Annotated in this window: 21 protein-coding genes; 17 read left to right on the forward strand and 4 right to left on the reverse strand. The window is 62.2% G+C overall.

All coding sequences use genetic code 11. From position 1 onward, the window contains the following. The first annotated feature begins 437 nt into the window (after positions 1–437). On the forward strand, positions 438–2639 hold the full coding sequence (locus C5J22_RS06710) for a ComEC/Rec2 family competence protein (protein ID WP_245440307.1): 2202 nt from the start codon (positions 438–440) through the stop codon (positions 2637–2639). On the opposite strand, the gene lexA is transcribed toward C5J22_RS06710, so the two are convergent. After that, positions 2620–3339: a transcriptional repressor LexA gene (gene lexA / locus C5J22_RS06715; RefSeq protein ID WP_105401256.1), complete on the reverse strand. Its 720-nt coding sequence runs from the start codon at positions 3337–3339 to the stop codon at positions 2620–2622. The genes C5J22_RS06710 and lexA overlap by 20 nt on opposite strands. 200 nt (positions 3340–3539) lie before the next feature. Here lexA and C5J22_RS06720 point away from each other — a divergent pair, with 200 nt between their 5' ends. From C5J22_RS06720 to lipA, 11 genes are all read left to right on the forward strand, one after another. Next, positions 3540–4412: a VOC family protein gene (locus C5J22_RS06720; RefSeq protein ID WP_105437609.1), complete on the forward strand. Its 873-nt coding sequence runs from the start codon at positions 3540–3542 to the stop codon at positions 4410–4412. A gap of 4 nt (positions 4413–4416) precedes the next feature. Next, a complete protein-coding gene (gene kdsA / locus C5J22_RS06725) occupies positions 4417–5265 on the forward strand; it encodes a 3-deoxy-8-phosphooctulonate synthase (RefSeq protein WP_105437610.1) in 849 nt (282 codons plus the stop codon). Between the two features lie 110 nt (positions 5266–5375). Further along, positions 5376–6650 carry a phosphopyruvate hydratase gene (eno, locus tag C5J22_RS06730; RefSeq protein ID WP_105437611.1) on the forward strand — a complete coding sequence of 425 codons (1275 nt, stop codon included), beginning with the start codon at positions 5376–5378 and terminating at the stop codon, positions 6648–6650. A 162-nt stretch (positions 6651–6812) separates the two neighbouring features. After that, positions 6813–7130 carry a septum formation initiator family protein gene (locus C5J22_RS06735; protein ID WP_046669298.1) on the forward strand — a complete coding sequence of 106 codons (318 nt, stop codon included), beginning with the start codon at positions 6813–6815 and terminating at the stop codon, positions 7128–7130. 193 nt (positions 7131–7323) lie between these two features. After that, positions 7324–8394 carry a pyruvate dehydrogenase (acetyl-transferring) E1 component subunit alpha gene (pdhA, locus tag C5J22_RS06740; RefSeq protein ID WP_046669299.1) on the forward strand — a complete coding sequence of 357 codons (1071 nt, stop codon included), beginning with the start codon at positions 7324–7326 and terminating at the stop codon, positions 8392–8394. A gap of 18 nt (positions 8395–8412) precedes the next feature. Further along, on the forward strand, positions 8413–9831 hold the full coding sequence (locus tag C5J22_RS06745; protein ID WP_105437612.1) for a pyruvate dehydrogenase complex E1 component subunit beta: 1419 nt from the start codon (positions 8413–8415) through the stop codon (positions 9829–9831). A 15-nt stretch (positions 9832–9846) separates the two neighbouring features. Continuing rightward, the gene (locus C5J22_RS06750; protein WP_105437613.1) at positions 9847–11190 is read left to right on the forward strand and encodes a pyruvate dehydrogenase complex dihydrolipoamide acetyltransferase; all 1344 of its coding nucleotides are present in this window, start codon (positions 9847–9849) and stop codon (positions 11188–11190) included. A gap of 66 nt (positions 11191–11256) precedes the next feature. Further along, positions 11257–11895, forward strand: a complete 639-nt coding sequence (locus C5J22_RS06755) for an SGNH/GDSL hydrolase family protein (protein WP_105437614.1) — start codon at positions 11257–11259, stop codon at positions 11893–11895. Positions 11896–11956: 61 nt separating this feature from the next. Then, a complete protein-coding gene (gene lpdA, locus C5J22_RS06760) occupies positions 11957–13402 on the forward strand; it encodes a dihydrolipoyl dehydrogenase (protein ID WP_105437615.1) in 1446 nt (481 codons plus the stop codon). Positions 13403–13689: 287 nt separating this feature from the next. Then, a complete protein-coding gene (locus C5J22_RS06765) occupies positions 13690–13935 on the forward strand; it encodes a GlsB/YeaQ/YmgE family stress response membrane protein (protein ID WP_046630581.1) in 246 nt (81 codons plus the stop codon). 37 nt (positions 13936–13972) lie between these two features. Next, positions 13973–14947 carry a lipoyl synthase gene (lipA, locus tag C5J22_RS06770; RefSeq protein WP_105437616.1) on the forward strand — a complete coding sequence of 325 codons (975 nt, stop codon included), beginning with the start codon at positions 13973–13975 and terminating at the stop codon, positions 14945–14947. A 22-nt stretch (positions 14948–14969) separates the two neighbouring features. Here the strand turns inward: lipA and C5J22_RS06775 are convergent, their stop codons facing one another. Beyond that, entirely contained in the window at positions 14970–15155 is a 186-nt protein-coding gene (locus C5J22_RS06775; RefSeq protein WP_037087239.1) for a hypothetical protein, read from the reverse strand. A 302-nt stretch (positions 15156–15457) separates the two neighbouring features. Between C5J22_RS06775 and C5J22_RS31065 the strand changes: the two genes are divergently transcribed. Both C5J22_RS31065 and C5J22_RS06780 read left to right on the forward strand, forming a co-directional pair. After that, positions 15458–15601, forward strand: coding sequence for a hypothetical protein (locus C5J22_RS31065; protein ID WP_172746544.1), 144 nt, complete (start codon positions 15458–15460; stop codon positions 15599–15601). 68 nt (positions 15602–15669) lie between these two features. Next, a complete protein-coding gene (locus C5J22_RS06780) occupies positions 15670–16137 on the forward strand; it encodes a type II toxin-antitoxin system RatA family toxin (protein WP_105437617.1) in 468 nt (155 codons plus the stop codon). Here C5J22_RS06780 and C5J22_RS06785 read toward each other — a convergent pair. Both C5J22_RS06785 and C5J22_RS06790 read right to left on the reverse strand, forming a co-directional pair. Continuing rightward, positions 16128–16631 carry a CinA family protein gene (locus C5J22_RS06785; RefSeq protein ID WP_105437618.1) on the reverse strand — a complete coding sequence of 168 codons (504 nt, stop codon included), beginning with the start codon at positions 16629–16631 and terminating at the stop codon, positions 16128–16130. The genes C5J22_RS06780 and C5J22_RS06785 overlap by 10 nt on opposite strands. After that, on the reverse strand, positions 16628–17848 hold the full coding sequence (locus C5J22_RS06790; RefSeq protein WP_105437619.1) for a bifunctional 2-C-methyl-D-erythritol 4-phosphate cytidylyltransferase/2-C-methyl-D-erythritol 2,4-cyclodiphosphate synthase: 1221 nt from the start codon (positions 17846–17848) through the stop codon (positions 16628–16630). The genes C5J22_RS06785 and C5J22_RS06790 overlap by 4 nt, the downstream gene beginning before the upstream one ends. 158 nt (positions 17849–18006) lie before the next feature. Here C5J22_RS06790 and dusB point away from each other — a divergent pair, with 158 nt between their 5' ends. Genes dusB through ntrC form a run of 3 tightly spaced genes read left to right on the forward strand, consistent with a single transcriptional unit; the run spans position 18007 to position 21619 of the window. Continuing rightward, entirely contained in the window at positions 18007–19026 is a 1020-nt protein-coding gene (dusB, locus tag C5J22_RS06795) for a tRNA dihydrouridine synthase DusB (RefSeq protein ID WP_105437620.1), read from the forward strand. Further along, the gene (locus C5J22_RS06800; protein ID WP_105437621.1) at positions 19023–20171 is read left to right on the forward strand and encodes a nitrogen regulation protein NR(II); all 1149 of its coding nucleotides are present in this window, start codon (positions 19023–19025) and stop codon (positions 20169–20171) included. Before dusB ends, C5J22_RS06800 begins: the two co-directional genes overlap by 4 nt. Then, positions 20168–21619 (forward strand): nitrogen regulation protein NR(I), encoded by a 1452-nt coding sequence (gene ntrC / locus C5J22_RS06805; RefSeq protein ID WP_037087225.1) that lies wholly within the window; start codon positions 20168–20170, stop codon positions 21617–21619. The genes C5J22_RS06800 and ntrC overlap by 4 nt, the downstream gene beginning before the upstream one ends. Positions 21620–21834 lie beyond the last annotated feature (215 nt).

The following is a 21834-nucleotide window of genomic DNA, read 5'->3' on the forward strand; positions in this document are numbered from 1 at the left end:
TGTCCAACTTCCTGTTGCAGGCCTTTTTTGCGCCTCGGAATTCCCGATATTTAACCGTCGGTTGACGGCCGGGGAGGAAGCGCGCAGGTTGCATTGCCACATGTTTGGCGGTGGGGCGAATAGAGCGTTTCATGCCGGAGGAAAATGCATTTCCGACGCGTGCCGAGGCAGGGAAGCTGATATCCCGGCCGCCGGATCTCCGCATAAACGGAGGCGCATCCGACTCAGTCAAGGTCCGGGACCTGGCCGAGCTTTTTCCCGCGATCGAACGCAGCCCGCCGGTTCACACGTCACGCGGGTCCTTTCAACGCTCGACGATCCGACGCCTTGACCGGCTGCGGCGCCGTCTCCCGGCCATGCTGGAGGAGGAGACGGTCCATGGCCATGGCTTCCTTTTTCTGCCTGTTGTCATCGGGGCAGGGGCCGCCTGTTGGTTTGTGCTGCCGCAGACCCCGGCTTTCTGGCCGTATTTCCTTCTCTTTTGCGTCTGCGCGATATTTGTGATCGTCTCGCGCTACCGGTCCGGTGCCACGCACCTGTTGCCGCTCGCTCTCGCACTCTTTCTCGCAGGCATGATGCTGGCGCAGTTGGAGACCTGGAGGCGCTCCACCGTCATTCTCGATACGCCGGTGACCACCGAGCTTGCCGGCGTGGTCGAGCGCAGGGAGAGCGACGCCCAGGGCCGCTGGCGTTATATTGTCCGCATTGAGCGGACCTCCAATCCGCAAGTCAGGCGCCCACCGCAGCGTGTATCTCTGCTGGCAAGGTCCCGCCATGAGCCGGCCCAAACCGGCGAGACGATCAGCGGCCGCGCCCGCATTTCACCCCCGTCGGGACCCGCCCTGCCTGGCCTCAACGACTTTGCCTTCTCTTCCTATTACGACGGCATCGGCGCGGTTGGATTTTTCTATGGGGCGCCGAAAAAGCAGGCTGCTTCCCCTTCAACCCGGAGCTGGATTGCGAACGTCGAAACCCAGCTTTTCGATCTGCGCAGTGCAATCGCAACCCGTATCCGGAAGACCGTGCCCGGAGATCCCGGCGCCTTTGCCGCGGCGATCGTCACCGACGAGCGCCGGGCGATTTCCGAAGACACCACCGAGGCGCTGCGACTGTCGGGCCTTGCCCATATCGTCGCTATTTCCGGGCTCAACATGGCGCTCGCCGCCGGCATCTTCTTTGTCGGCGTGCGCACCGTGCTTTCCGTCTTCACGGGCTTCGCCCAGGCCTATCCGGTCAAGAAGATCGCCGCACTCGGCGCCCTGATGATGGCGACGGCCTATTACCTGATCTCCGGTTTCGGCGTTTCCGCCGAGCGGGCCTATATCATGATGGCGATCATGCTGGTCGCGGTGCTTTTCGATCGGCCATCGATCAGCCTGCGCAATGTGGCGCTGTCTGCCCTGGTCATCATCGCCATGTCGCCCTCGGAAATATTGGGGCCGAGCTTCCAGATGTCGTTTGCCGCCACCGCCGCCCTTGTCGCCGGCTACGCACTCTGGAAACACAGGGCAGAACGCCGCGATCCCGAACCTCTGCCATTCCGTCACCCTGTGGTGACGCCGGTGCTGGCATCCTGGAATTTCGCGGCCGGCATCTTCGTGACCTCGCTGATCGGCGGCATCTCGACCGCCATGTTCTCGGTCGAGCATTTCCACCGTATCGCCACCTACGGCCTTGCCGCCAACCTCGCCGCCATGCCGATCATCTCCTTTGTGGTCATGCCGGCGGGGCTGGCCGGCATGCTGCTGATGCCGTTCGGCCTCGATGCGCCCTTCATGAAGCTCATGGGCATCGGCCTGGGATGGGTGATCGCCATCGCCAAACACGTCGCCGCCTGGGGCGGCGATGTCGGCATAGGGCGACAGCATCCCTGGTTCCTGACCGTGTCGACGGCAGGTTTCCTGCTGCTGACGCTCATGAGGACGAGACTGAGACTGATAGGCCTGCCGCTGATGGTGACCGCTCTGCTGCTTTCCTGGCATGAGCGGTCGATGCCGCTGCCGGATATACTGATCTCGGAAGACGGGACGATGGTCGCACTTGTAGACGGGGAAGGGGTGACCACCAATCGCGCCCGCCCGCCCGACTTTGTCTACGGCCAATGGAAGAGGGCGCTTCTGCTCGGCGATCCCACCAAGCCTGAAATGTCGCCATCCAGGGACAAGCCCCCCGACGACAAGCAGCCCGGCGAGAAAACCAACGAGCGCCGCGAACTGACCCCGCAGCAACTGGAAACGGCAAAGTCGAGGATAAAACAGGCGCCCGTCGGCCGCTTCACCTGCGAGCCGACGGCCTGGTGTGCGGCAAGCACGGGCAAGGGCATCGTTATCGCTGTCGAGGACGGCCGTTATGCGGGTGCCGCCTGCGACGCCGCCAGTCTTGTCATTGCGCCGCGCGCCCGCTTCGACCAATGCCGGTCCGGCGCCCTGATGATTAATGGCGCCACGCTTCGCAAGGCGGGTGCCCTGGAGATTTCCCTCAACGGCGCGACCGACATTCGGCGCTGGCAGATCCGTGCCGCCATGGCGGGCGCAGACCGTCCCTGGAGCCGGCACCGCCACTATGATTGGCGAAGCCAGGGTTTCGATAGTTCATTGCCGGAACCGCTCCGGCAGATGATCAGTGATACCGGCGGATGAGGCCGACGAGCTTGCCCTGGATCTTCACCCGGTCCGGCCCAAAGATGCGGGTTTCGTAGGCTGGGTTGGCGGCTTCGAGGGCGATGGAGGCGCCGCGGCGGCGGAAGCGCTTCAGCGTCGCTTCCTCGTCGTCCACCAGCGCCACGACGATATCGCCCGGATTGGCCGTATTGCTGTTGCGGATGATCACGGTATCGCCGTCGAGAATGCCGGCCTCGATCATCGAATCGCCCTTGACCTCGAGCGCATAATGTTCGCCGGAACCGAGCATCTCGGCCGGCACGGCGATGTCGTGCGTGTTGTTCTGGATCGCCGAGATCGGCACGCCGGCAGCGATGCGGCCCATGACCGGAACTGTCGTGGCGTTCGGCGAATCGTCGTTGGCGGCAGGTTTCTGAGGCGCCGCGACCGGCTGCGGTTTGCCGAGGCTGCCCTCGATGACGCTGGGCGAAAAACCACGCCGCGGCTGCATGCTCGGCGAGTAGGCTTCCGGCAGCTTGATGACTTCGAGCGCCCGGGCCCGGTTCGGCAGGCGGCGGATGAAGCCGCGCTCCTCGAGCGCGGTGATCAGGCGGTGGATGCCGGACTTGGACGCGAGGTCGAGAGCATCCTTCATTTCATCGAATGACGGCGGGATGCCGGATTCCTTCATGCGTTCGTGAATGAACAGAAGCAATTCCTGTTGTTTGCGCGTGAGCATCTTTTGGCACCCTCAGAGTCGGAAACAAATCCAGAACGGACACTATATGTTCCATATGTGTTCTGCAAGTCCCTAAATTTCTGTGAAGTATGATGATTTTTTCTTCATAGATGCGTACCAGATATCTCGAGCCACACCACTTGCGCGGCGCGAGCCCGCTGCCAAACTAGCTTTGCGATTCCAATTCCGGGGGCCCTCGCGTGAACGCAAGACCAATCGATCATCTCGTGCTGCCGGTGGCGGGACTTACCGCTGCGCGTTCCCGGCTCACGAAGCTTGGTTTTACAGTTGCGCCCGACGCTTTTCATCCTTTCGGCACAGCCAATGCTTGTGTGTTCTTCTCGGATGGCAGCTATCTGGAGCCGCTGGCTATTGCCAATCGGCGTCATGCAAGCGCTGCCGCCAAACGCGGCAACGTTTTTACCGCACGCGATCTGGCCTTCCGCAAGGCACGTGACAGGCAGGGCTTCTCGGCGCTCGTTGTCGCGACGCGCGACGCGATGGCCGATCACGCGCGTTTCAAGATGCGTGGCATCTCGGCAGGCGACGTGCTGGAATTTTCCCGCGGAATGACCTTGGCCGACGGTTCCGAAATCCAGGCAAGCTTCCGGCTGGCTTTTGCGGGTGATGACCGGGCGCCCGACTTCCTGATGTTTTCCTGCCAGCGGATCAATCCCCTGCCGGCCGATCGCGGCGAACTGGAGCACCATTCCAATGCGGTCATGGGGCTGAGCAAGATCATTCTGTCGGCATCGGCGCCCTCCGATTTCGCACCCCTGGCCGAGCTGGTGCTGATGACGAAGGCGAAGCCAGAGGCTGCTTCGCTCGAGCTTGCGGCGGCAAATGCCCACATTCGCATCCTGCAGGATCACGAACTCGAGGCGGAATTCGCCCTGCCGCCGACGCCGGGTGCCGAGGGGCTGCGCGGCCGGGTGATCATCTTCAAGACGGCCGATCTTGCCGTGACAGAGATCACCCTTGCTGCTAATGACGTCGCATTCGTCCGCCGGGAGGGCCGTGTTCTCGTCTCGGCGGCGCCCGGCCAGGGTGTTTTGTTCGGCTTCGAGGAATAGGTTCATGGAAGTTACCGCAAATTCCAGCGTCTCCGTCGGCGAGGGAGACGGCAAGGTGGTTTTCGCGCAGGACGCAAAACTGTCGCTGATCGCCGGCCCCTGCCAGATGGAAAGCCGCGACCACGCCTTCATGATGGCAGGCGCCCTGAAGGAAGTCTGCGGCAAGCTCGGTATCGGCCTCGTCTACAAATCCTCCTACGACAAGGCCAACCGCACGTCGATTTCCGGCAAGCGCGGCATCGGGCTCGAAACCGCCATGGAGATCTTTGCCGACCTCAAGAAGGAGTTCGGCTTTCCGGTCCTGACCGACATTCACACGGAAGAGCAATGCGCCGTCGTTGCCGAGACGGTCGACATCCTGCAGATCCCGGCTTTCCTCTCCCGCCAGACGGACCTGCTTGTCGCAGCCGCCAAGACCGGCCGCGTCATCAACGTCAAGAAGGGCCAGTTCCTGGCCCCATGGGACATGAAGAACGTGCTTGCCAAGTTCACCCAGAGCGGCAATCCGAACGTGCTGCTCTGCGAGCGCGGTGCTTCCTTCGGCTACAACACGCTGGTCTCCGACATGCGCTCGCTGCCGATCATGGCGTCGCTCGGCGCTCCGGTCATCTTTGATGCGACGCATTCGGTGCAGCAGCCGGGCGGGCAGGGCGCTTCGACCGGTGGCGACCGCACCATGGTGCCGGTGCTGGCGCGCGCAGCCGTCGCGGTCGGTGTCGCCGGCGTCTTTCTGGAAACCCACGAGGACCCGGACAATGCGCCCTCGGACGGCCCCAACATGGTGCATCTGAAGGACATGCCGCGGCTGCTCGAAAAGCTGCTCGCGCTCGATGCCATCGCCAAGGCGGCTTGAGCCCGCCCACAAAAAGCGCGCAAACTGCTTCGATTGTAATTTTCGTGTCATTGATTATGAGACATTTTCAGTGACCTCGTGACGTCAAGTCCAAACCCAGGGAGAGACCCTTGACCGCCATCACCGATATCATCGCCCGCGAAATTCTCGACAGCCGCGGCAATCCGACCGTCGAGGTCGATGTCTATCTGGAAGACGGTTCGATGGGCCGTGCGGCCGTTCCGTCGGGCGCCTCCACAGGCGCGCACGAAGCCGTTGAACTGCGTGACGGCGGCAAGCGCTATCACGGCAAGGGCGTCGAAAAGGCGGTCGAAGCCGTCAACACCGAGATCTTCGATGCGATCGGCGGTTTCGATGCCGAAAGCCAGATCCATATCGACAAGACGATGATCGCGCTCGACGGCACGCCGAACAAGTCGCGCCTCGGCGCGAACGCCATCCTCGGTGTCTCGCTCGCCGTCGCCAAGGCTGCTGCCGAGACGTCGGGCCTGCCGCTCTACCGTTATGTCGGCGGCCCCAATGCCCATGTCCTGCCGGTGCCGATGATGAACATCATCAACGGCGGCGCCCATGCCGACAACCCGATCGACTTCCAGGAATTCATGGTCATGCCGGTTGGCGCCGATACGCTGAAGGACGCCGTGCGCATGGGCTCGGAGATCTTCCACGTTCTCAAGAAGGAACTTGCGGCCCAGGGCCACAATACCAATGTCGGCGACGAAGGCGGTTTCGCACCGGGCCTGAAGAGCGCGTCGGAAGCCCTCGACTTCATCATGAAATCGGTCGAGAAGGCCGGTTACACGCCGGGCGACGACGTCTGCCTGGCGCTCGATTGCGCCTCGACCGAATTCTTCAAGAACGGCAAGTACGAAATGGAAGGCGAGGGCCGCACGCTCGAGCCGGAAGCCATGGCCGATTACCTGGCCGAGCTTGCAGCCAAGTACCCGATCATTTCGATCGAAGACGGCATGGCTGAAGACGATTGGGCCGGCTGGAAGTACCTGACCGACAAGATCGGCGCCAAGTGCCAGCTGGTCGGCGACGACCTGTTCGTCACCAATTCGGCCCGCCTGCGCGACGGCATCAAGATGGGCGTCGCCAACTCCATCCTCGTCAAGGTCAACCAGATCGGCTCGCTGTCGGAAACGCTCGATGCCGTCGAGACGGCCCACAAGGCGGCCTACACCGCCGTCATGTCGCACCGCTCGGGTGAAACCGAAGACTCGACGATCGCCGATCTCGCTGTCGCCACCAATTGCGGACAGATCAAGACCGGCTCGCTGTCGCGCTCCGACCGGCTTGCCAAGTACAACCAGCTTATCCGCATCGAGGAAATGCTGGGTCCGCAGGCCGTTTATGCCGGCCGCGGCATCCTGAAAGCCTAAGGCTTTTCGATCCGATATTTGCCATGAAGGCCCGCGCCAAAAGCGCGGGCTTTTTCGCGTCATGATTCTGGTCAACGATTGCTTAAGCAAGTTCTGCGAATTTGAAGCTCTGTTTCGGATCTGATTTGAGATCCCGTAAGCGTGACAAGGCGTTAGAGCGGCATGTGGACAAAGCATCATAAGAAAAGAAAATTCGGCCGTTTTGTCCTTCCCGCCATCACAGTCGCGTTTCTGTCCTACTTCGGCTATCATTCCATCCATGGCGATCTAGGCCTGATCGCCACGGAGGAATTCGAGCGTCAGCGGCAGGCGCGTGCGGGCGAACTCGCCAAGCTGACCGCCCGGCGCGAAACGCTGGAGCGGCAGGTTCAGCTGATGAGCGACGGTTCGCTCGACAAGGACATGCTGGACGAGATCGCCCGCTATCAGCTGAATATTTCCCGCGGCGACGAAATCGTCATCTTCAACAACTACTTCTAAATTAACCCGATTTCGGTTAATTTTACATTTCTGTAACCTATTCAATAGGTTGTGCGGAATGTGAGCCATGCATTTATGGCATTGCTGGGGCAGCTTTTCTTGCCTATGGTACGCCCGACACCAGAGTGGGAATCTGGCGATACACGTCAGGGCGTAATCTCGCTCTCAACGCAGAACTCAAAGGGAGGGATGAATGGCGCCGACCAAGACCGCGTCTGTATCCGGCCGCAAACCAGCGGCAAAGTCTGCAATCAAATCGGCCTCGAAAGCCTCCGCCAAGGAGTTTACGGGCAAGAACACCCCGGATTTCGGCAAGGATCAGGATCTTCACGCCTATCGTGAAATGCTGATGATCCGCCGTTTCGAGGAAAAGGCCGGCCAGCTCTACGGCATGGGCTTCATCGGTGGTTTCTGTCACCTCTATATCGGCCAGGAAGCTGTCGTCGTCGGCATGCAGATGGCGCAGCAGGAGGGTGACCAGGTTATCACCGCCTATCGCGACCATGGGCATATGCTGGCAACCGGCATGAGCGCGCGTGGCGTCATGGCGGAGCTCACTGGACGCAAGGGCGGCTATTCCCGAGGGAAGGGCGGCTCGATGCACATGTTCTCCAAGGAGAAGCATTTCTACGGCGGCCACGGCATCGTCGGCGCCCAGGTTTCGCTCGGAACCGGCCTCGCCTTCGCCAACAGGTATCGTGGTAATGACAGCGTCTCGGTCGCCTATTTCGGCGATGGCGCGGCCAACCAGGGGCAAGTCTACGAGAGCTTCAACATGGCGGCCCTCTGGAAGCTGCCGATCGTCTATATCGTCGAGAACAACCGTTATGCGATGGGCACCTCGACGGCGCGTGCGACGGCGCAGTCGAACTACTCGCTGCGTGGTTCCGGCTTCGGCATCCCCGGAATCCAGGTCGACGGCATGGACGTTCGCGCCGTGAAGGCCGCCGGCGACGAGGCGCTCGAGCACTGCCGCTCCGGCAAGGGCCCGATCATTCTCGAAATGCTCACCTACCGTTATCGCGGCCACTCCATGTCCGACCCGGCGAAATATCGCTCCAAGGACGAAGTGCAGAAGATGCGCTCCGAGCACGATCCGATCGAGCAGGTGCGCCTGCGCCTCATCGAAAAGGGCTGGGCCACCGAGGACGAGCTGAAGGCGATCGACAAGGATATCCGCGACGTCGTTTCGGATAGCGCCGATTTCGCCCAGGCCGATCCGGAGCCGGATCCGTCCGAGCTCTACACCGACATTCTGCTCTGATCGCGGGGAGGGAACCCAATGCCAATCGATATCCTGATGCCCGCGCTTTCTCCGACCATGGAGGAAGGCACGCTTTCCAAATGGCTGAAGCAAGAAGGCGACAAGGTCACGTCCGGCGATGTCATCGCTGAAATCGAGACCGACAAGGCGACCATGGAAGTGGAAGCCGTCGATGAAGGCGTGATCGGCAAGCTGCTGATCGCCGCCGGCACCGAAAACGTCAAGGTCAACACCAAGATTGCCGTGCTCCTGCAAGATGGCGAAAGCGCCGATGCGATGAGCGCGGAAAAGCCGGCGGCACCTGCCAAGGCTGACGCGGATACGCCGGCTGCAACGTCCGACGCCGCAGGCGGCAAGGCCCGCGAAGCAAGTGAAGAGACGCCTGCCGCGGCCAAGGTCCCGGCCCAGCCCAAGGCCGAGGCGGCCGCCGATCCGGATATCCCGGCCGGCACCGAAATGGTCATGACCACCGTTCGCGAAGCGCTTCGCGATGCGATGGCCGAAGAAATGCGCCGCGACGAGAACGTCTTCGTCATGGGTGAGGAAGTCGCTGAATACCAGGGCGCCTACAAGATCACCCAGGGCCTGCTGCAGGAATTCGGACCCCGCCGCGTGGTCGATACCCCGATCACCGAACACGGCTTTGCCGGCGTCGGCGTCGGTGCCGCCATGGCGGGCCTGAAGCCGATCGTCGAGTTCATGACCTTCAACTTCGCCATGCAGGCGATCGACCAGATCATCAACTCGGCCGCCAAGACGCTTTACATGTCCGGCGGCCAGATGGGTGCGCCGATCGTGTTCCGTGGCCCGAACGGTGCTGCCGCCCGCGTCGGCGCGCAGCACAGCCAGGACTATGCCACCTGGTACAGCCAGATCCCGGGCCTCAAGGTCGTCATGCCCTACACGGCTGCCGACGCCAAGGGCCTGCTGAAGGCCGCCATCCGCGACCCGAACCCGGTCGTCTTCCTGGAAAACGAAATCCTCTACGGTCACCAGTTCGAAGTGCCGAAGCTCGACGATTTCGTCCTTCCGATCGGCAAGGCGCGCATCCACCGCAAGGGTAACGACGTCACCATCGTTTCCTTCGGCATCGGCATGACCTATGCCGTGAAGGCGGTCGCCGAACTGGAAAAGGAAGGCATCGACGTCGAGTTGATCGATCTGCGCACGCTGCGCCCGATGGACCTTCCGACCGTCATCGAGTCGGTCAAGAAGACCGGCCGCCTCGTCACTGTCGAGGAGGGTTATCCGCAGAACTCGATCGGTACGGAAATCGCCACCCGCGTCATGCAGCAGGCCTTCGACTATCTCGATGCGCCGATCCTGACGATCGCCGGCAAGGACGTTCCGATGCCTTATGCGGCCAATCTCGAAAAGCTGGCGCTGCCGAATGTCGGCGAAGTCGTCCAGGCGGTGAAAACCGTCTGCTACAGATAAGGGGAGGATGTTTCGATGCCAATCAACATCACCATGCCTGCCCTGTCTCCGACCATGGAAGAGGGCAATCTTTCCAAGTGGCTGGTCAAGGAAGGCGACAAGGTCAAGTCCGGCGACGTGCTCGCCGAGATCGAGACCGACAAGGCGACCATGGAAGTCGAATCCGTCGATGAGGGCACAGTTGCCAAGCTCGTCGTTGCGGCCGGTACCGAAGGCGTCAAGGTCAACGCCCTGATCGCCATCCTCGCCGCCGACGGCGAGGATGTCTCGGCTGCCGCCTCTTCGGGCGGTGGCGCTTCTCCGGCTCCGAAGGCCGAAGCTGCACCCGCCCCGAAGGCGGAAGCCGCTCCGGCTCAAAAGGCGTCCGAACCGGCTCCTTCAGCCGCAGCACCGGCTCCGGCGTCTTCGGGCGGTGCAAGGCCCTTTTCTTCGCCGCTCGCCCGTCGCCTCGCCAAGGAAGCCGGCCTCGACCTTTCCGCCGTGTCGGGTTCCGGCCCGCACGGCCGTGTCGTCAAGGCCGATATCGAAAGGGCTGTCGCTTCCGGTGGTGCCAAGCCTGCACCGGCTGCCGCTGCACAGGCTGCTGCCGCACCGGCGATCGCCAAGGGGCCGTCGGACGATACCGTCCTCAAGCTCTTCCCCGAGGGTTCGTACGAGCTTCTTCCGCATGACGGCATGCGCAAGACGATCGCCTCGCGCCTCACCGAGTCGAGCCAGACGGTTCCGTCCTACTTCGTCTCGATGGATTGCGAGCTCGACGCGCTGATGAAGCTGCGCGCCGAGATCAACAAGTCTTCGCCGATGAAGAAGACCGACAAGGGCGAGGTTCCGGCCTTCAAGCTGTCGGTCAACGACTTCATCATCAAGGCGATGGCGCTCGCGCTGCGCGATGTCCCGATGGCGAATGCTTCCTGGACCTCGACGGCCCGCGTGCTGCACAAGCATGCAGACGTCGGCGTGGCCGTATCCATCCCGGACGGCCTGATCACCCCGATCGTCCGCAAGGCCGAAACGAAGACGCTCTCCGCCATCTCCAACGAGGTGAAGGATCTCGCCAGGCGCGCCCGCGACAAGAAGCTGAAACCGGAAGAATACCAGGGCGGCACGACATCCGTGTCCAACCTCGGCATGTTCGGCGTCTCCAACTTCACCTCGATCGTCAACCTGCCGCAGGCTTCGATCGTCTCGATCGGCGCAGGCGTCGAGAAGCCGATCGTGAAGAACGGCGAGATCAAGGTCGGCACGGTCATGACCGCAACCTTCGCCTTCGACCACCGCGTCATCGACGGCGCGCTCGGTGCGGAACTCGCGTCCGCCTTCAAGCGCTACATCGAAAATCCGATGGCGATGCTGGTCTAGTCTGGTCTTTCCCTCCCCCTTGCGGGGAGGGTGTCCCCAAGGGGGAGGGGAATGCGTGGTGCGTCCATGAAAACCGTTCTGTGCTATGGCGATTCATTGACCTGGGGTACGGATGTCGCAACCGGCGGCCGCCATGCTTTCGAGGATCGCTGGCCGAGCGTGCTGCAGGCAGCGCTCGCTCCGGCGGTCAATGTGGTTGCTGAGGGTCTCGGCGGTCGTACCACCGCCTATGACGACGGGCTTGCCGATTGCGATCGCAATGGCGCGCGGCTGCTGCCGACAGTCCTTCATAGCCATGGTCCTCTCGAGCTGGTCATCCTCATGCTCGGCACCAATGACCTGAAGCCGATCATCCACGGCACGGCCATGGGCGCGCGGCAGGGCGTGAAGAAACTGGTCAGCCTCGTGCGCTTCCACGACTGGGGGCGGGAATGCGACACGCCGGAAATCCTCATCGTGTCGCCGCCGACGCTCTGCGAGACCGCAAACCCGATGACCGGAGCGCTGTTTCGGGGAGGCATCGAGCAGTCTTCGATGCTTGCATCGCTCTATCGGGACCTCGCGGACGAACTGGGCTGCGGTTTCTTTGATGCGGGATCGGTAGCGAAAACGACGCCGATCGACGGCGTGCATCTCGATGCAGAAAATACCCGAGCCATCGGACGCGGCCTCGAGCCCGTCGTCCGGATGATGCTGGGGCTGTAGAACAAGATTTCCCGAGGCGGGCCGCTTGGAGCTGGCCCCCCAATGAGAAGGCAGGAAAGCAATGGCTCAATCCTACGACGTCATCGTTATCGGTTCCGGTCCGGGCGGCTACATCGCCGCCATCCGGGCATCCCAGCTCGGGTTGAAGGTCGCCGTCGTCGAGCGCGAGCACCTCGCCGGCATCTGCTCCAACTGGGGTTGCATTCCGACCAAGGCGCTGTTGCGTTCGGCCGACGTCATGCACACCGCGAGCCATGCGAAGGACTACGGCCTGACGCTGGAAGGCACGATCAAGCCGGACGTCAAGGCGATCGTCGACCGCTCGCGCGGCATCGCCCACCGCATGAACAACGGCGTCGGTTTCCTATTCAAGAAGAACAAGGTCGATATCATCTGGGGCGAGGCGAAGCTTTCGAAGCCCGGTGAGGTCGTCGTTTCCAAGACCACCAAGAAGCCGGTCGAACCGATCGGCCCGATCCCGAAGAATACGCTGGGCGAGGGCACCTATACCGCCAAGCACATCATCATTGCGACAGGCGCCCGTCCGCGCGCGCTGCCGGGCATCGAGCCGGATGGCAAGCTGATCTGGACCTATTTCGAGGCGATGAAGCCGGAAGAGATGCCGAAGTCTCTGCTGGTCATGGGGTCAGGCGCGATCGGCATCGAGTTCGCCAGCTTCTACCGCACCATGGGCGTCGAGGTCACCGTCGTCGAGATCATGAGCCAGGTCATGCCGGTCGAGGACGCGGACATCTCGGCGCTTGCCAAGAAGCAGTTCGAGCGCCAGGGCATGAAGATCCTGCTCGAAGCCAAGGTTGCCAAGGTCGTGAAGGGCGCCAACTCGGTCACCGCGACGATCGAGCTGAAGGACGGCAAGACGCAAGAGATCACCGCCGACCGGATGATCTCGGCCGTCGGCGTCCAGGCCAATGTCGAAGGCATCGGCCTCGAAACCTTGGGCGTGAAGACTGACCGCGGCTTCATCGTCATCGACGGTTACGGCAAGACCAACGTGCCCGGCCTCTATGCGATCGGCGACGTCGCCGGCCCGCCGCTGCTCGCCCACAAGGCTGAACACGAAGCGGTCATCTGCGTAGAGAAGATCGCCGGCCTGCCGAACGTGCATCCGATGGACAAGCTGAAAATCCCCGGCTGCACCTATTGCCATCCGCAGGTCGCCTCTGTCGGCCTCACTGAAGCCAAGGCGAAGGAGCAGGGCCGCGACATCCGCGTCGGCCGTTTCCCGTTCGTCGCCAACGGCAAGGCGATCGCGCTCGGCGAGGACCAGGGCCTCGTCAAGACCATCTTCGACAAGAAGACTGGCGAACTGATCGGCGCCCACATGGTCGGTGCCGAAGTCACCGAACTGATCCAGGGCTTCGTCGTCGCCATGAACCTCGAGACGACGGAAGAGGAGCTGATGCACACGATCTTCCCGCATCCGACCATTTCCGAGACGATGAAGGAAAGCGTGCTGGATGCGTATGGCCGGGCGTTGAATGCGTGAGGGAAGTAGAGGCCAGGGATATCCCCTCGCCAACAAAATTTAAGACTTAGCTGAAGCTAAGATCTTGATTTTGTAACCTCTCCCGCAAGGGGAGAGGTAGCGCTGAGGCGGCGCGGCATGCCTATCTCTCCCCTTGCGGGAGAGAAAGCAATTTCGAAATCTTAGCGTAGCTAAGTTTCAGAAATTGCAAGTGAGGGGGTAAGCGGCATATCTCGTAGGCAAGATTCGGATATCTGGATTCTGGATCAGGCCATTACCATATTTGAGTTTTCGAAACGGGGGTTCTCATGGGTGTAGGTTGGATTGCGGCGATCATCATCGGCGGCCTGGCGGGTTGGCTCGCCGGCAAGCTGATGGATGTCCGCTTCGGCATTTTCATGAACATCGTCATCGGCATTGTCGGCGCGGTGCTCGCCAATGGCATCTTCAACAGGTTCAACATCCATGTTGCAGACGGATGGCTGGGTTACCTGGTTGCGGGTTTCATCGGCTCCTGCATTTTGCTATTTATCGCCAAACTCGTCAGGCGCTGACGGTAGCCGCGCTCCAAGCGGTTGAAAGCAGGTATCTATGGTCACCATTCTCGACACGATCGCATCCGGCGATGAAAAGCGCGTCCGTCATCCGGAAAAGGCGCATCGTCCCGATACCGAGATCATGCGCAAGCCGGAATGGATCCGCGTTCGTGCCCCGGTTTCCAAGGGTTATCAGGAAACCCGCGCGATCGTGAAGGAAAACAAGCTGGTGACGGTCTGCGAGGAAGCGGGCTGCCCCAATATCGGCGAGTGCTGGGACAAGAAGCACGCCACCTTCATGATCATGGGTGAGATCTGCACCCGCGCCTGCGCCTTCTGCAACGTGGCGACCGGCAAGCCGAACGCGCTCGATATGGAAGAGCCCGAAAACGTCGCCAAGGCCGTCAAGCAGATGGGTCTCTCCCATGTGGTCATCACCTCCGTCGACCGCGATGACCTCGCAGACGGCGGCGCCGAGCATTTCGAGAAGGTGATCTGGGCGATCCGAGCCGCGTCGCCGGCAACGACGATCGAGATCCTGACGCCCGACTTCCTGAAAAAGCCCGGTGCGCTGGAGCGCGTCGTCGCCGCCAAGCCGGACGTGTTCAACCATAATATGGAAACCGTGCCGGGCAACTATCTGACGGTGCGCCCCGGCGCCCGCTATTTCCACTCCGTCCGGCTGCTGCAGCGGGTGAAGGAGCTGGATCCGACCATGTTCACCAAGTCCGGCATCATGGTGGGGCTCGGCGAGGAGCGCAACGAAGTGCTGCAGCTGATGGACGATCTGCGCACCGCCGACGTCGATTTCCTGACGATCGGCCAGTATCTGCAGCCGACCCGAAAGCACCACAAGGTAGAAAGCTTCGTCACGCCGGAGGAGTTCAAGTCCTACGAGACTGTGGCCTATTCCAAGGGTTTCCTGATGGTGTCGTCCAGCCCGCTGACCCGGTCTTCGCATCACGCCGGCGACGATTTCGCTCGCCTCAGGGCTGCGCGCGAGAGGAAGGTCCTGGCCGCCGCCGAGTAGGGCGGCAGCCGGTTCCGGGCTCTTATTCGGCCGCCTGGATCTTTTCGCTTTTGTCCTGGCCGCGTCTTCGTTCGCGCAGCGTGAACCTGTGGCCGCGCGCTTCGGCCTTAGCCATTTCAATGAGATAGACGAGCATGGGGAGCTGGTTCATGTCTGCAAGCTGCTTTGCGGATTCGAGCAGCTTTATCATCTGCGAGAAATCGTCCATGGATGCCTCTTTCGGCTGCGCCCGGTCTGCTGTCGGTTGATTATACCAAATGTACGCAAGCTTGCGACTCTGGATCACTACAACCGGATGGATGCTACATTAAATCTTATTAATCTGAATGCCATCTGACATCAACAAATGACCGGTGGTTGAACCGGTCCCTCAGACGTCCGTGTCAAAGCTCTGTCACAATCGCATTCGGCGATCTCTATAGCGCCGTCTGTTTGACATTGAAATCCTCCTGTCGTCATCGGAAGTTACCGCCAGTCACGATACTGAAAGCCTGATTCACGGGAGAGAGCATGATGGATATGGAATCCGGCGTGAATGCGATCCACTACGTGGGAATTGCCGAGGCGGCAGACAAGATTCTCGGTGCCGACCGCTTTATGGTCCGCGCGTGCTTGCGGGGTTGGCATCGCACGCGGCCGGAAAGTCGGTTCTGATGTTGAAATCGAGATCCGAGATGCGCGATCTTCTTGATCTTATCGGAGCGGACGCTTAACTCGGGAACATGCCAAAGTTTGAAATCCGCCGTCCCGTCAAGCACAGCGCTGAAAAGATGTACGCGCTCGTTGCCGATGTCGAAAAATATCCGCAATTCCTGCCGCTCTGCGAAGCGCTGACCGTACGTTCCTCCAAGGAGCGCGACGGCAAGACGCTTCTCGTGGCCGACATGACGGTCGGCTACAAGGCGATCCGGGAAACCTTCACCACCCAGGTCCTGCTCAACCCGGCCGAGCGGATCATCGACGTGAAATATATCGAGGGGCCGTTTAAATACCTCGACAACCGCTGGAGCTTCGAGCCGGTAGCGGGCGGTTCCCCGAATGCCGGCCCAGACGGGTGCATCGTGCATTTCTACATCGATTACGAGTTCAAGAGCATGATCCTCGGCGCCCTGATGGGCTCGATGTTCGACCGCGCTTTCCGCATGTTCGCCGAAGCCTTCGAGACCCGGGCCGACAAGATCTACGCCTGAGCGGCCACCTCGGCCAGCATCGCGAGCGCAGTGCGCACCGTCGCAAGCCTGACCTCCGTGCGGCCGATATCGCCGTACCGCATTTCCCGGTGCAGGATTTTCCCCGAACGGCTTTTCGCAGCCAGATGCACCAGGCCGACCGGCTTTTCCGCCGATCCGCCGCCGGGACCGGCAATGCCGGTCACCGCAACCGCGACGCTCGCCTGCGAGCGATAAAGCGCACCATGCACCATCTGCAGCGCCGTTTCCTTCGACACCGCGCCATGCGTCGTGAGCGTCGCGTCCGCCACCCCGAGCATGTCCATCTTCGCCTGGTTCGTATAGGTGACGAAACCGCGGTCGACGACGGCCGACGAACCTGAGATCTCCGTCAGCGCCCCGGCGATCAGCCCACCCGTGCAGGATTCGGCGGTTGCGACCATTTTCCCGCGCGCCGTGAAATCGGCAACGATCTGTCGGGCCTGGTCCTCGATGTCGGAGGGAAACAGGCTCACGCGGCGTCTCCGCGGTAAACGACGGTCGCCGTGGCGATCGCGGCGATGCCTTCGCGGCGGCCGATGAAGCCGATCTTCTCGTTGGTGGTCGCTTTGACAGAGCAGCGGTCGATCGCAATGCCGAGAATCGCGGAGAGGGTTTCGCGCATCGCCTGGCGGTGCGGGGCGATCTTCGGCGCTTCGGCGATCAGCGAGATGTCGGCGTTCATGATCGTGCCGCCATGCTCGCGGACGATCTTCGCCGCATGGTCGAGGAAGATCTTTGACGGCGCACCGCGCCACTGCATGTCGGACGGCGGAAAATGGTCGCCGATATCGCCGGCGCCGCAGGTCGCGAGCAGCGCATCGGTCAGGGCATGCAGCGCGACATCCGCATCCGAATGGCCGCTGAGCTTCTGGTCGTGTGGAATGAACACGCCGCAGAGCGTCACGCCGTCGCCGGGCTCCAGCTGGTGCACGTCGTAACCGTTGCCGGTGCGAACATCGGGGAGGGTGGTCGAAGACCGGGTCTGCGAGAGCTTTTCGTCGGCCATGGCGATATCCCGCTTCACGGTGAGTTTGATATTGTCGATCGATCCTTCCACCAGCGTCACCGGCAGGCCGGCCCATTCGGCGATCGAGGCGTCGTCGGTGAAATCCTCGCGGCGCAGTGCCGCAGCCTTTTCATGGGCGGTGCGGATTTCGGAGAGAACAAAGCTCTGCGGCGTCTGCGCGGCATAAAGCCCGGCGCGCGGTACGGTTTCGTGCACCAGTCCGTCGGAACCGCCGCGCTTCAGCGTGTCGCTGACCGGAACGGCCGGCAGAACGCCGTCCTGCCCCTCGTCGAGCGCCCGCGCCACCCGCTCAAGCACGCCGTGGTCGATAAAGGGCCGCGCCGCATCGTGGATCATCACGTGGGTCGCCGCGGTGCCGGAAAGGGCGCGCAGGCCTTCATAGACCGAGCGCTGCCTTGTTTCCCCGCCGAACGTGGTGATCAGCCCGGCCGCTCCCTTGACGCCGACGGTTGCCGCCGCGAACAACGCCTCGTCGTCGGGATGGATGACGACGACGATCGGGCCGCTGCGGGGCCAGGTCAGAAACCGCTCCAGCGTATGGGCGATGACCGGCTTGCTCCCGATCCGCCGATACTGTTTGGGGCCGTCTTCAGGGGAACCGGCACGTTCCCCGCGGCCCGCGGCGACGATGACGATACCGATTGTCTTGGGACCGATTGTCATGGCTTTGTCGTCCCCGACCCGTAATTCGTTTTGGATTGACAGGCGCAGAACTATAGGACCAAAAGCCTGAATTCCAGCATGGCGCTCAAAAATAACGCAGTTCCGGAATTGCTCTTGGCAAACGTCCGAGACATGAATAAAAATAGTGCAACTATCTCATGTGCCCGAAAGATCATCATTTGAGTTTCCAAGATCTTGCCAAGCCTTTTCAGATCGGGCCTGTCGCCATTCGCAATCGCGTCGTCCTGGCGCCGATGTCCGGCGTCACCGATCTGCCGTTCAGGCGGCTTGCCTGGCGCTATGGCGCCGGGCTCGTCGTGACGGAAATGGTCGCCAGCGGTGAACTCATTCTCAACCGCGGCGAATCATGGGCGCGGCTCAAGGGCGCCGGCATCTCGCCGCACATGGTGCAGCTTGCCGGCCGCGAGGCGCAGCCGATGGCGCAAGCCGCGAAAATCGCTGCCGATAACGGCGCCGATATCATCGACATCAACATGGGGTGTCCGGCCAAGAAGGTAACGGGCGGTTATTCGGGTTCGGCGCTGATGCGCGATCCGGATCACGCGCTTTCCATGATCGAAGCGACGGTCAATGCCGTCAGCGTGCCGGTGACGCTGAAGATGCGGCTCGGCTGGGACGAAAATTCCATCAATGCGCCCGAGATCGCCCGCCGTGCGGAACAGGCGGGCATCCAGCTGGTGACCATCCACGGCCGCACCCGCATGCAGTTCTATGAGGGCAGGGCGGACTGGGATGCGATCCGCCAGGTGCGCGACGCGATCTCCATCCCGCTGATCGCCAATGGCGACGTTGAATCGCCCGAGGACGCTCAAGCTATCTTGGCGCGCTCCGGTGCCGATGCGGTCATGGTCGGCCGCGGCGCCCAGGGACGGCCCTGGCATGTCGGCTGGCTTGCTGGCCACGCCGCGCCGTCGCAGGCCGAGATCGCCGATCTGGTCATCGAACACTACGAGGCGATGCTGGAACTCTACGGCCGCGAGGCCGGTCTCCGCCATGCGCGAAAACAGCTCGGCTGGTATCTCGACCGCTTCGCGGGCGACCTGCCGGCCACAGAAAAGGCCGCCATCATGATTTCGAAAGACCCGGCCGACGTTTCGCGCCGGATGATTGCAGCGCTCGGCGGCCAACCCGTCGACGCTCAGAAGGAGGCCGCATGAGCAAGTCCCCGGCGCAGGATGCCACGATTGGCAACGCGCTCGCCATGGCTGTCCTCAACTCGGTGCAGAACCCGGTGATATTGGTCGATGCGGTGGGCAAGGTCGCGTTCGCGAACTGGGAGGCGGAGGCCTTCTTCGGCGCCAGTGCTCCCCATCTCGCCAAGAACAAGATCTCCACCTTCATCCCGTTCGGCAGCCCGCTTCTCGCCCTGATCGACCAGGTGCGCGAGCGTAAAGCGCCCGTCAACGAATACCGCGTCGACCTGTCTTCGCCGCGCCTTGGCCAGGACAAGCTGGTCGATCTCTATGTGGCGCCCGTGGTCAGCGAACCGGGCTCGGTGGTCGTCGTCTTCCAGGAACGGTCCATGGCCGACAAGATCGACCGCCAGCTCACCCATCGCGCCGCCGCCCGTTCGGTGACGGGTCTGGCCTCCATGCTCGCCCACGAGATCAAGAACCCGCTCTCGGGCATCCGCGGCGCCGCCCAGCTTCTGGAAAGCGTCGTTCCCGACGACGACCGGGCGCTGACCCAGCTGATCTGCGACGAGACCGACCGGATCGTCTCGCTGGTCGATCGCATGGAAGTCTTCTCCGACGAACGGCCGGTCGATCGCATAGCCCTCAACATCCATTCGGTGCTCGATCACGTGAAGGCGGTCGCCAAGGCCGGCTTTGCGCGCAAGATCAAGATCTCCGAAATGTACGACCCGTCGCTGCCGCCGGTCTTTGCCAACCGCGACCAGCTGGTGCAGGTCTTCCTCAACCTCATCAAGAATGCGGCCGAAGCCGTCGGCGACCAGCCGGACGGCGAAATCATGCTGACCACCGCCTATCGCCCCGGCATCAAGCTTTCGGTCGCCGGCACCCGGGACAAGATTTCCCTGCCGCTCGAATTCTGCGTCATCGACAATGGGCCAGGCGTTCCGACCGATCTCGTGCCGCATCTTTTCGATCCCTTCATCACCACCAAGACGAACGGCTCCGGCCTGGGCTTGGCGCTGGTCGCCAAGATCATCGGCGGCCATGGCGGCATCGTCGAATGCGACAGCCAGGCGCGCCGGACGATATTCCGTGTTCTGATGCCCATGCACAAGGAAGAGGCCATGGACGGCCGCGCCTTGAACTCCACAGGAAACGTAAAATGACTGCCACGATCCTTGTCGCCGACGACGACGCGGCCATCCGCACCGTTCTGAACCAGGCCTTGACCAGGGCAGGCTACGAAGTGCGCATCACCTCCAATGCCGCCACCCTGTGGCGCTGGATTTCGGCCGGTGAGGGGGATCTCGTCGTCACCGACGTGATCATGCCGGACGAGAACGCCTTCGACCTTCTGCCGCGCATCAAGAAAGCGCGACCCGAGCTCCCGGTGCTCGTCATGAGCGCCCAGAACACCTTCATGACGGCCATCAAGGCCTCGGAAAAGGGGGCCTACGACTACCTGCCGAAACCGTTCGACCTGACCGAGCTGATCGCCATCATCGGCCGGGCGCTCGCCGAGCCGAAGCGCAAGCCCGCCCGCCTCGACGACGACATGCAGGATGGCATGCCGCTCGTCGGCCGCTCTGCCGCCATGCAGGAAATCTACCGGGTCCTGGCCCGTCTGATGCAGACCGACCTGACGCTGATGATCACCGGTGAGTCCGGCACCGGCAAGGAACTCGTCGCCCGCGCGCTCCATGACTACGGCAAGCGGCGCAACGGTCCGTTTGTGGCGATCAACATGGCCGCCATCCCGCGCGACCTGATCGAATCGGAACTTTTCGGCCATGAGAAGGGCGCGTTTACCGGCGCCCAGAACCGCTCCACCGGCCGCTTCGAGCAGGCCGAGGGCGGAACCCTTTTCCTCGACGAGATCGGCGACATGCCGATGGACGCCCAGACGCGGCTTCTGCGCGTCCTGCAGCAGGGCGAATACACGACCGTCGGCGGCCGTACGCCCATCCGCACCGATGTCCGCATCGTCGCGGCCACCAACAAGGATTTGAAGCACCTGATCAACCAGGGCCTCTTCCGCGAGGACCTTTATTACCGCCTCAACGTCGTGCCGCTGCGCCTGCCGCCCTTGCGTGACCGTGCCGAGGACATTCCGGATCTGGTGCGCCACTTCATGCAGATGGCCGAGAAGGAAGGGCTGGATGCCAAGCGTTTCGACAGCGAGGCGCTGGATCTGATGAAGGCCTATGCCTGGCCGGGCAACGTGCGTGAGCTGGAAAACCTCGTTCGCCGCCTGATGGCGCTTTATCCGCAGGAGGTCATCAGCCGCGAGATCATCGAATCGGAGCTGCGCTCGGATGTTCCCGATAGCCCGATCGACAAGATGGGCACCCGCAGCGGCTCGCTCACCATCGCGCAGGCCGTGGAAGAAAACATGCGCAGCTATTTCGCGAGCTTCGGCGAAAACCTGCCGCCGCCGGGTCTCTACGATCGCGTCCTGACGGAGCTGGAATATCCGCTCATCCTGGCGGCGCTGACGGCCACCCGCGGCAACCAGATCAAGGCAGCCGATCTCCTCGGCCTCAACCGCAACACGCTTCGCAAGAAGATCCGGGAACTGGGTGTCTCGGTCTATCGCAGCTCTCGCGGCGCTTGATGGTTAGTTTGTTCCCGACTGCTTGACAGCTTCCGCTCATCGTTGCATTTTCGCCACATTGCGTTGCTTAAAGGTCACGCAGGGTTTGGTGAATGCTCGACGGAGTGGCGGCCGTCGATGGGGTAGGCCAGCCCTTTTCTGGAAAGTGGCTGTCGCTTCGCCCGGTCTGACCGGGTTGGATCGATCTCCCGCGAGGGTTTTGGGGATCGGAGTGG

Origin of the sequence: Neorhizobium sp. T25_13 (genome assembly GCF_002968675.1) — a bacterium.
Classification (GTDB): Bacteria; Pseudomonadota; Alphaproteobacteria; order Rhizobiales; family Rhizobiaceae; genus Neorhizobium; species Neorhizobium tomejilense.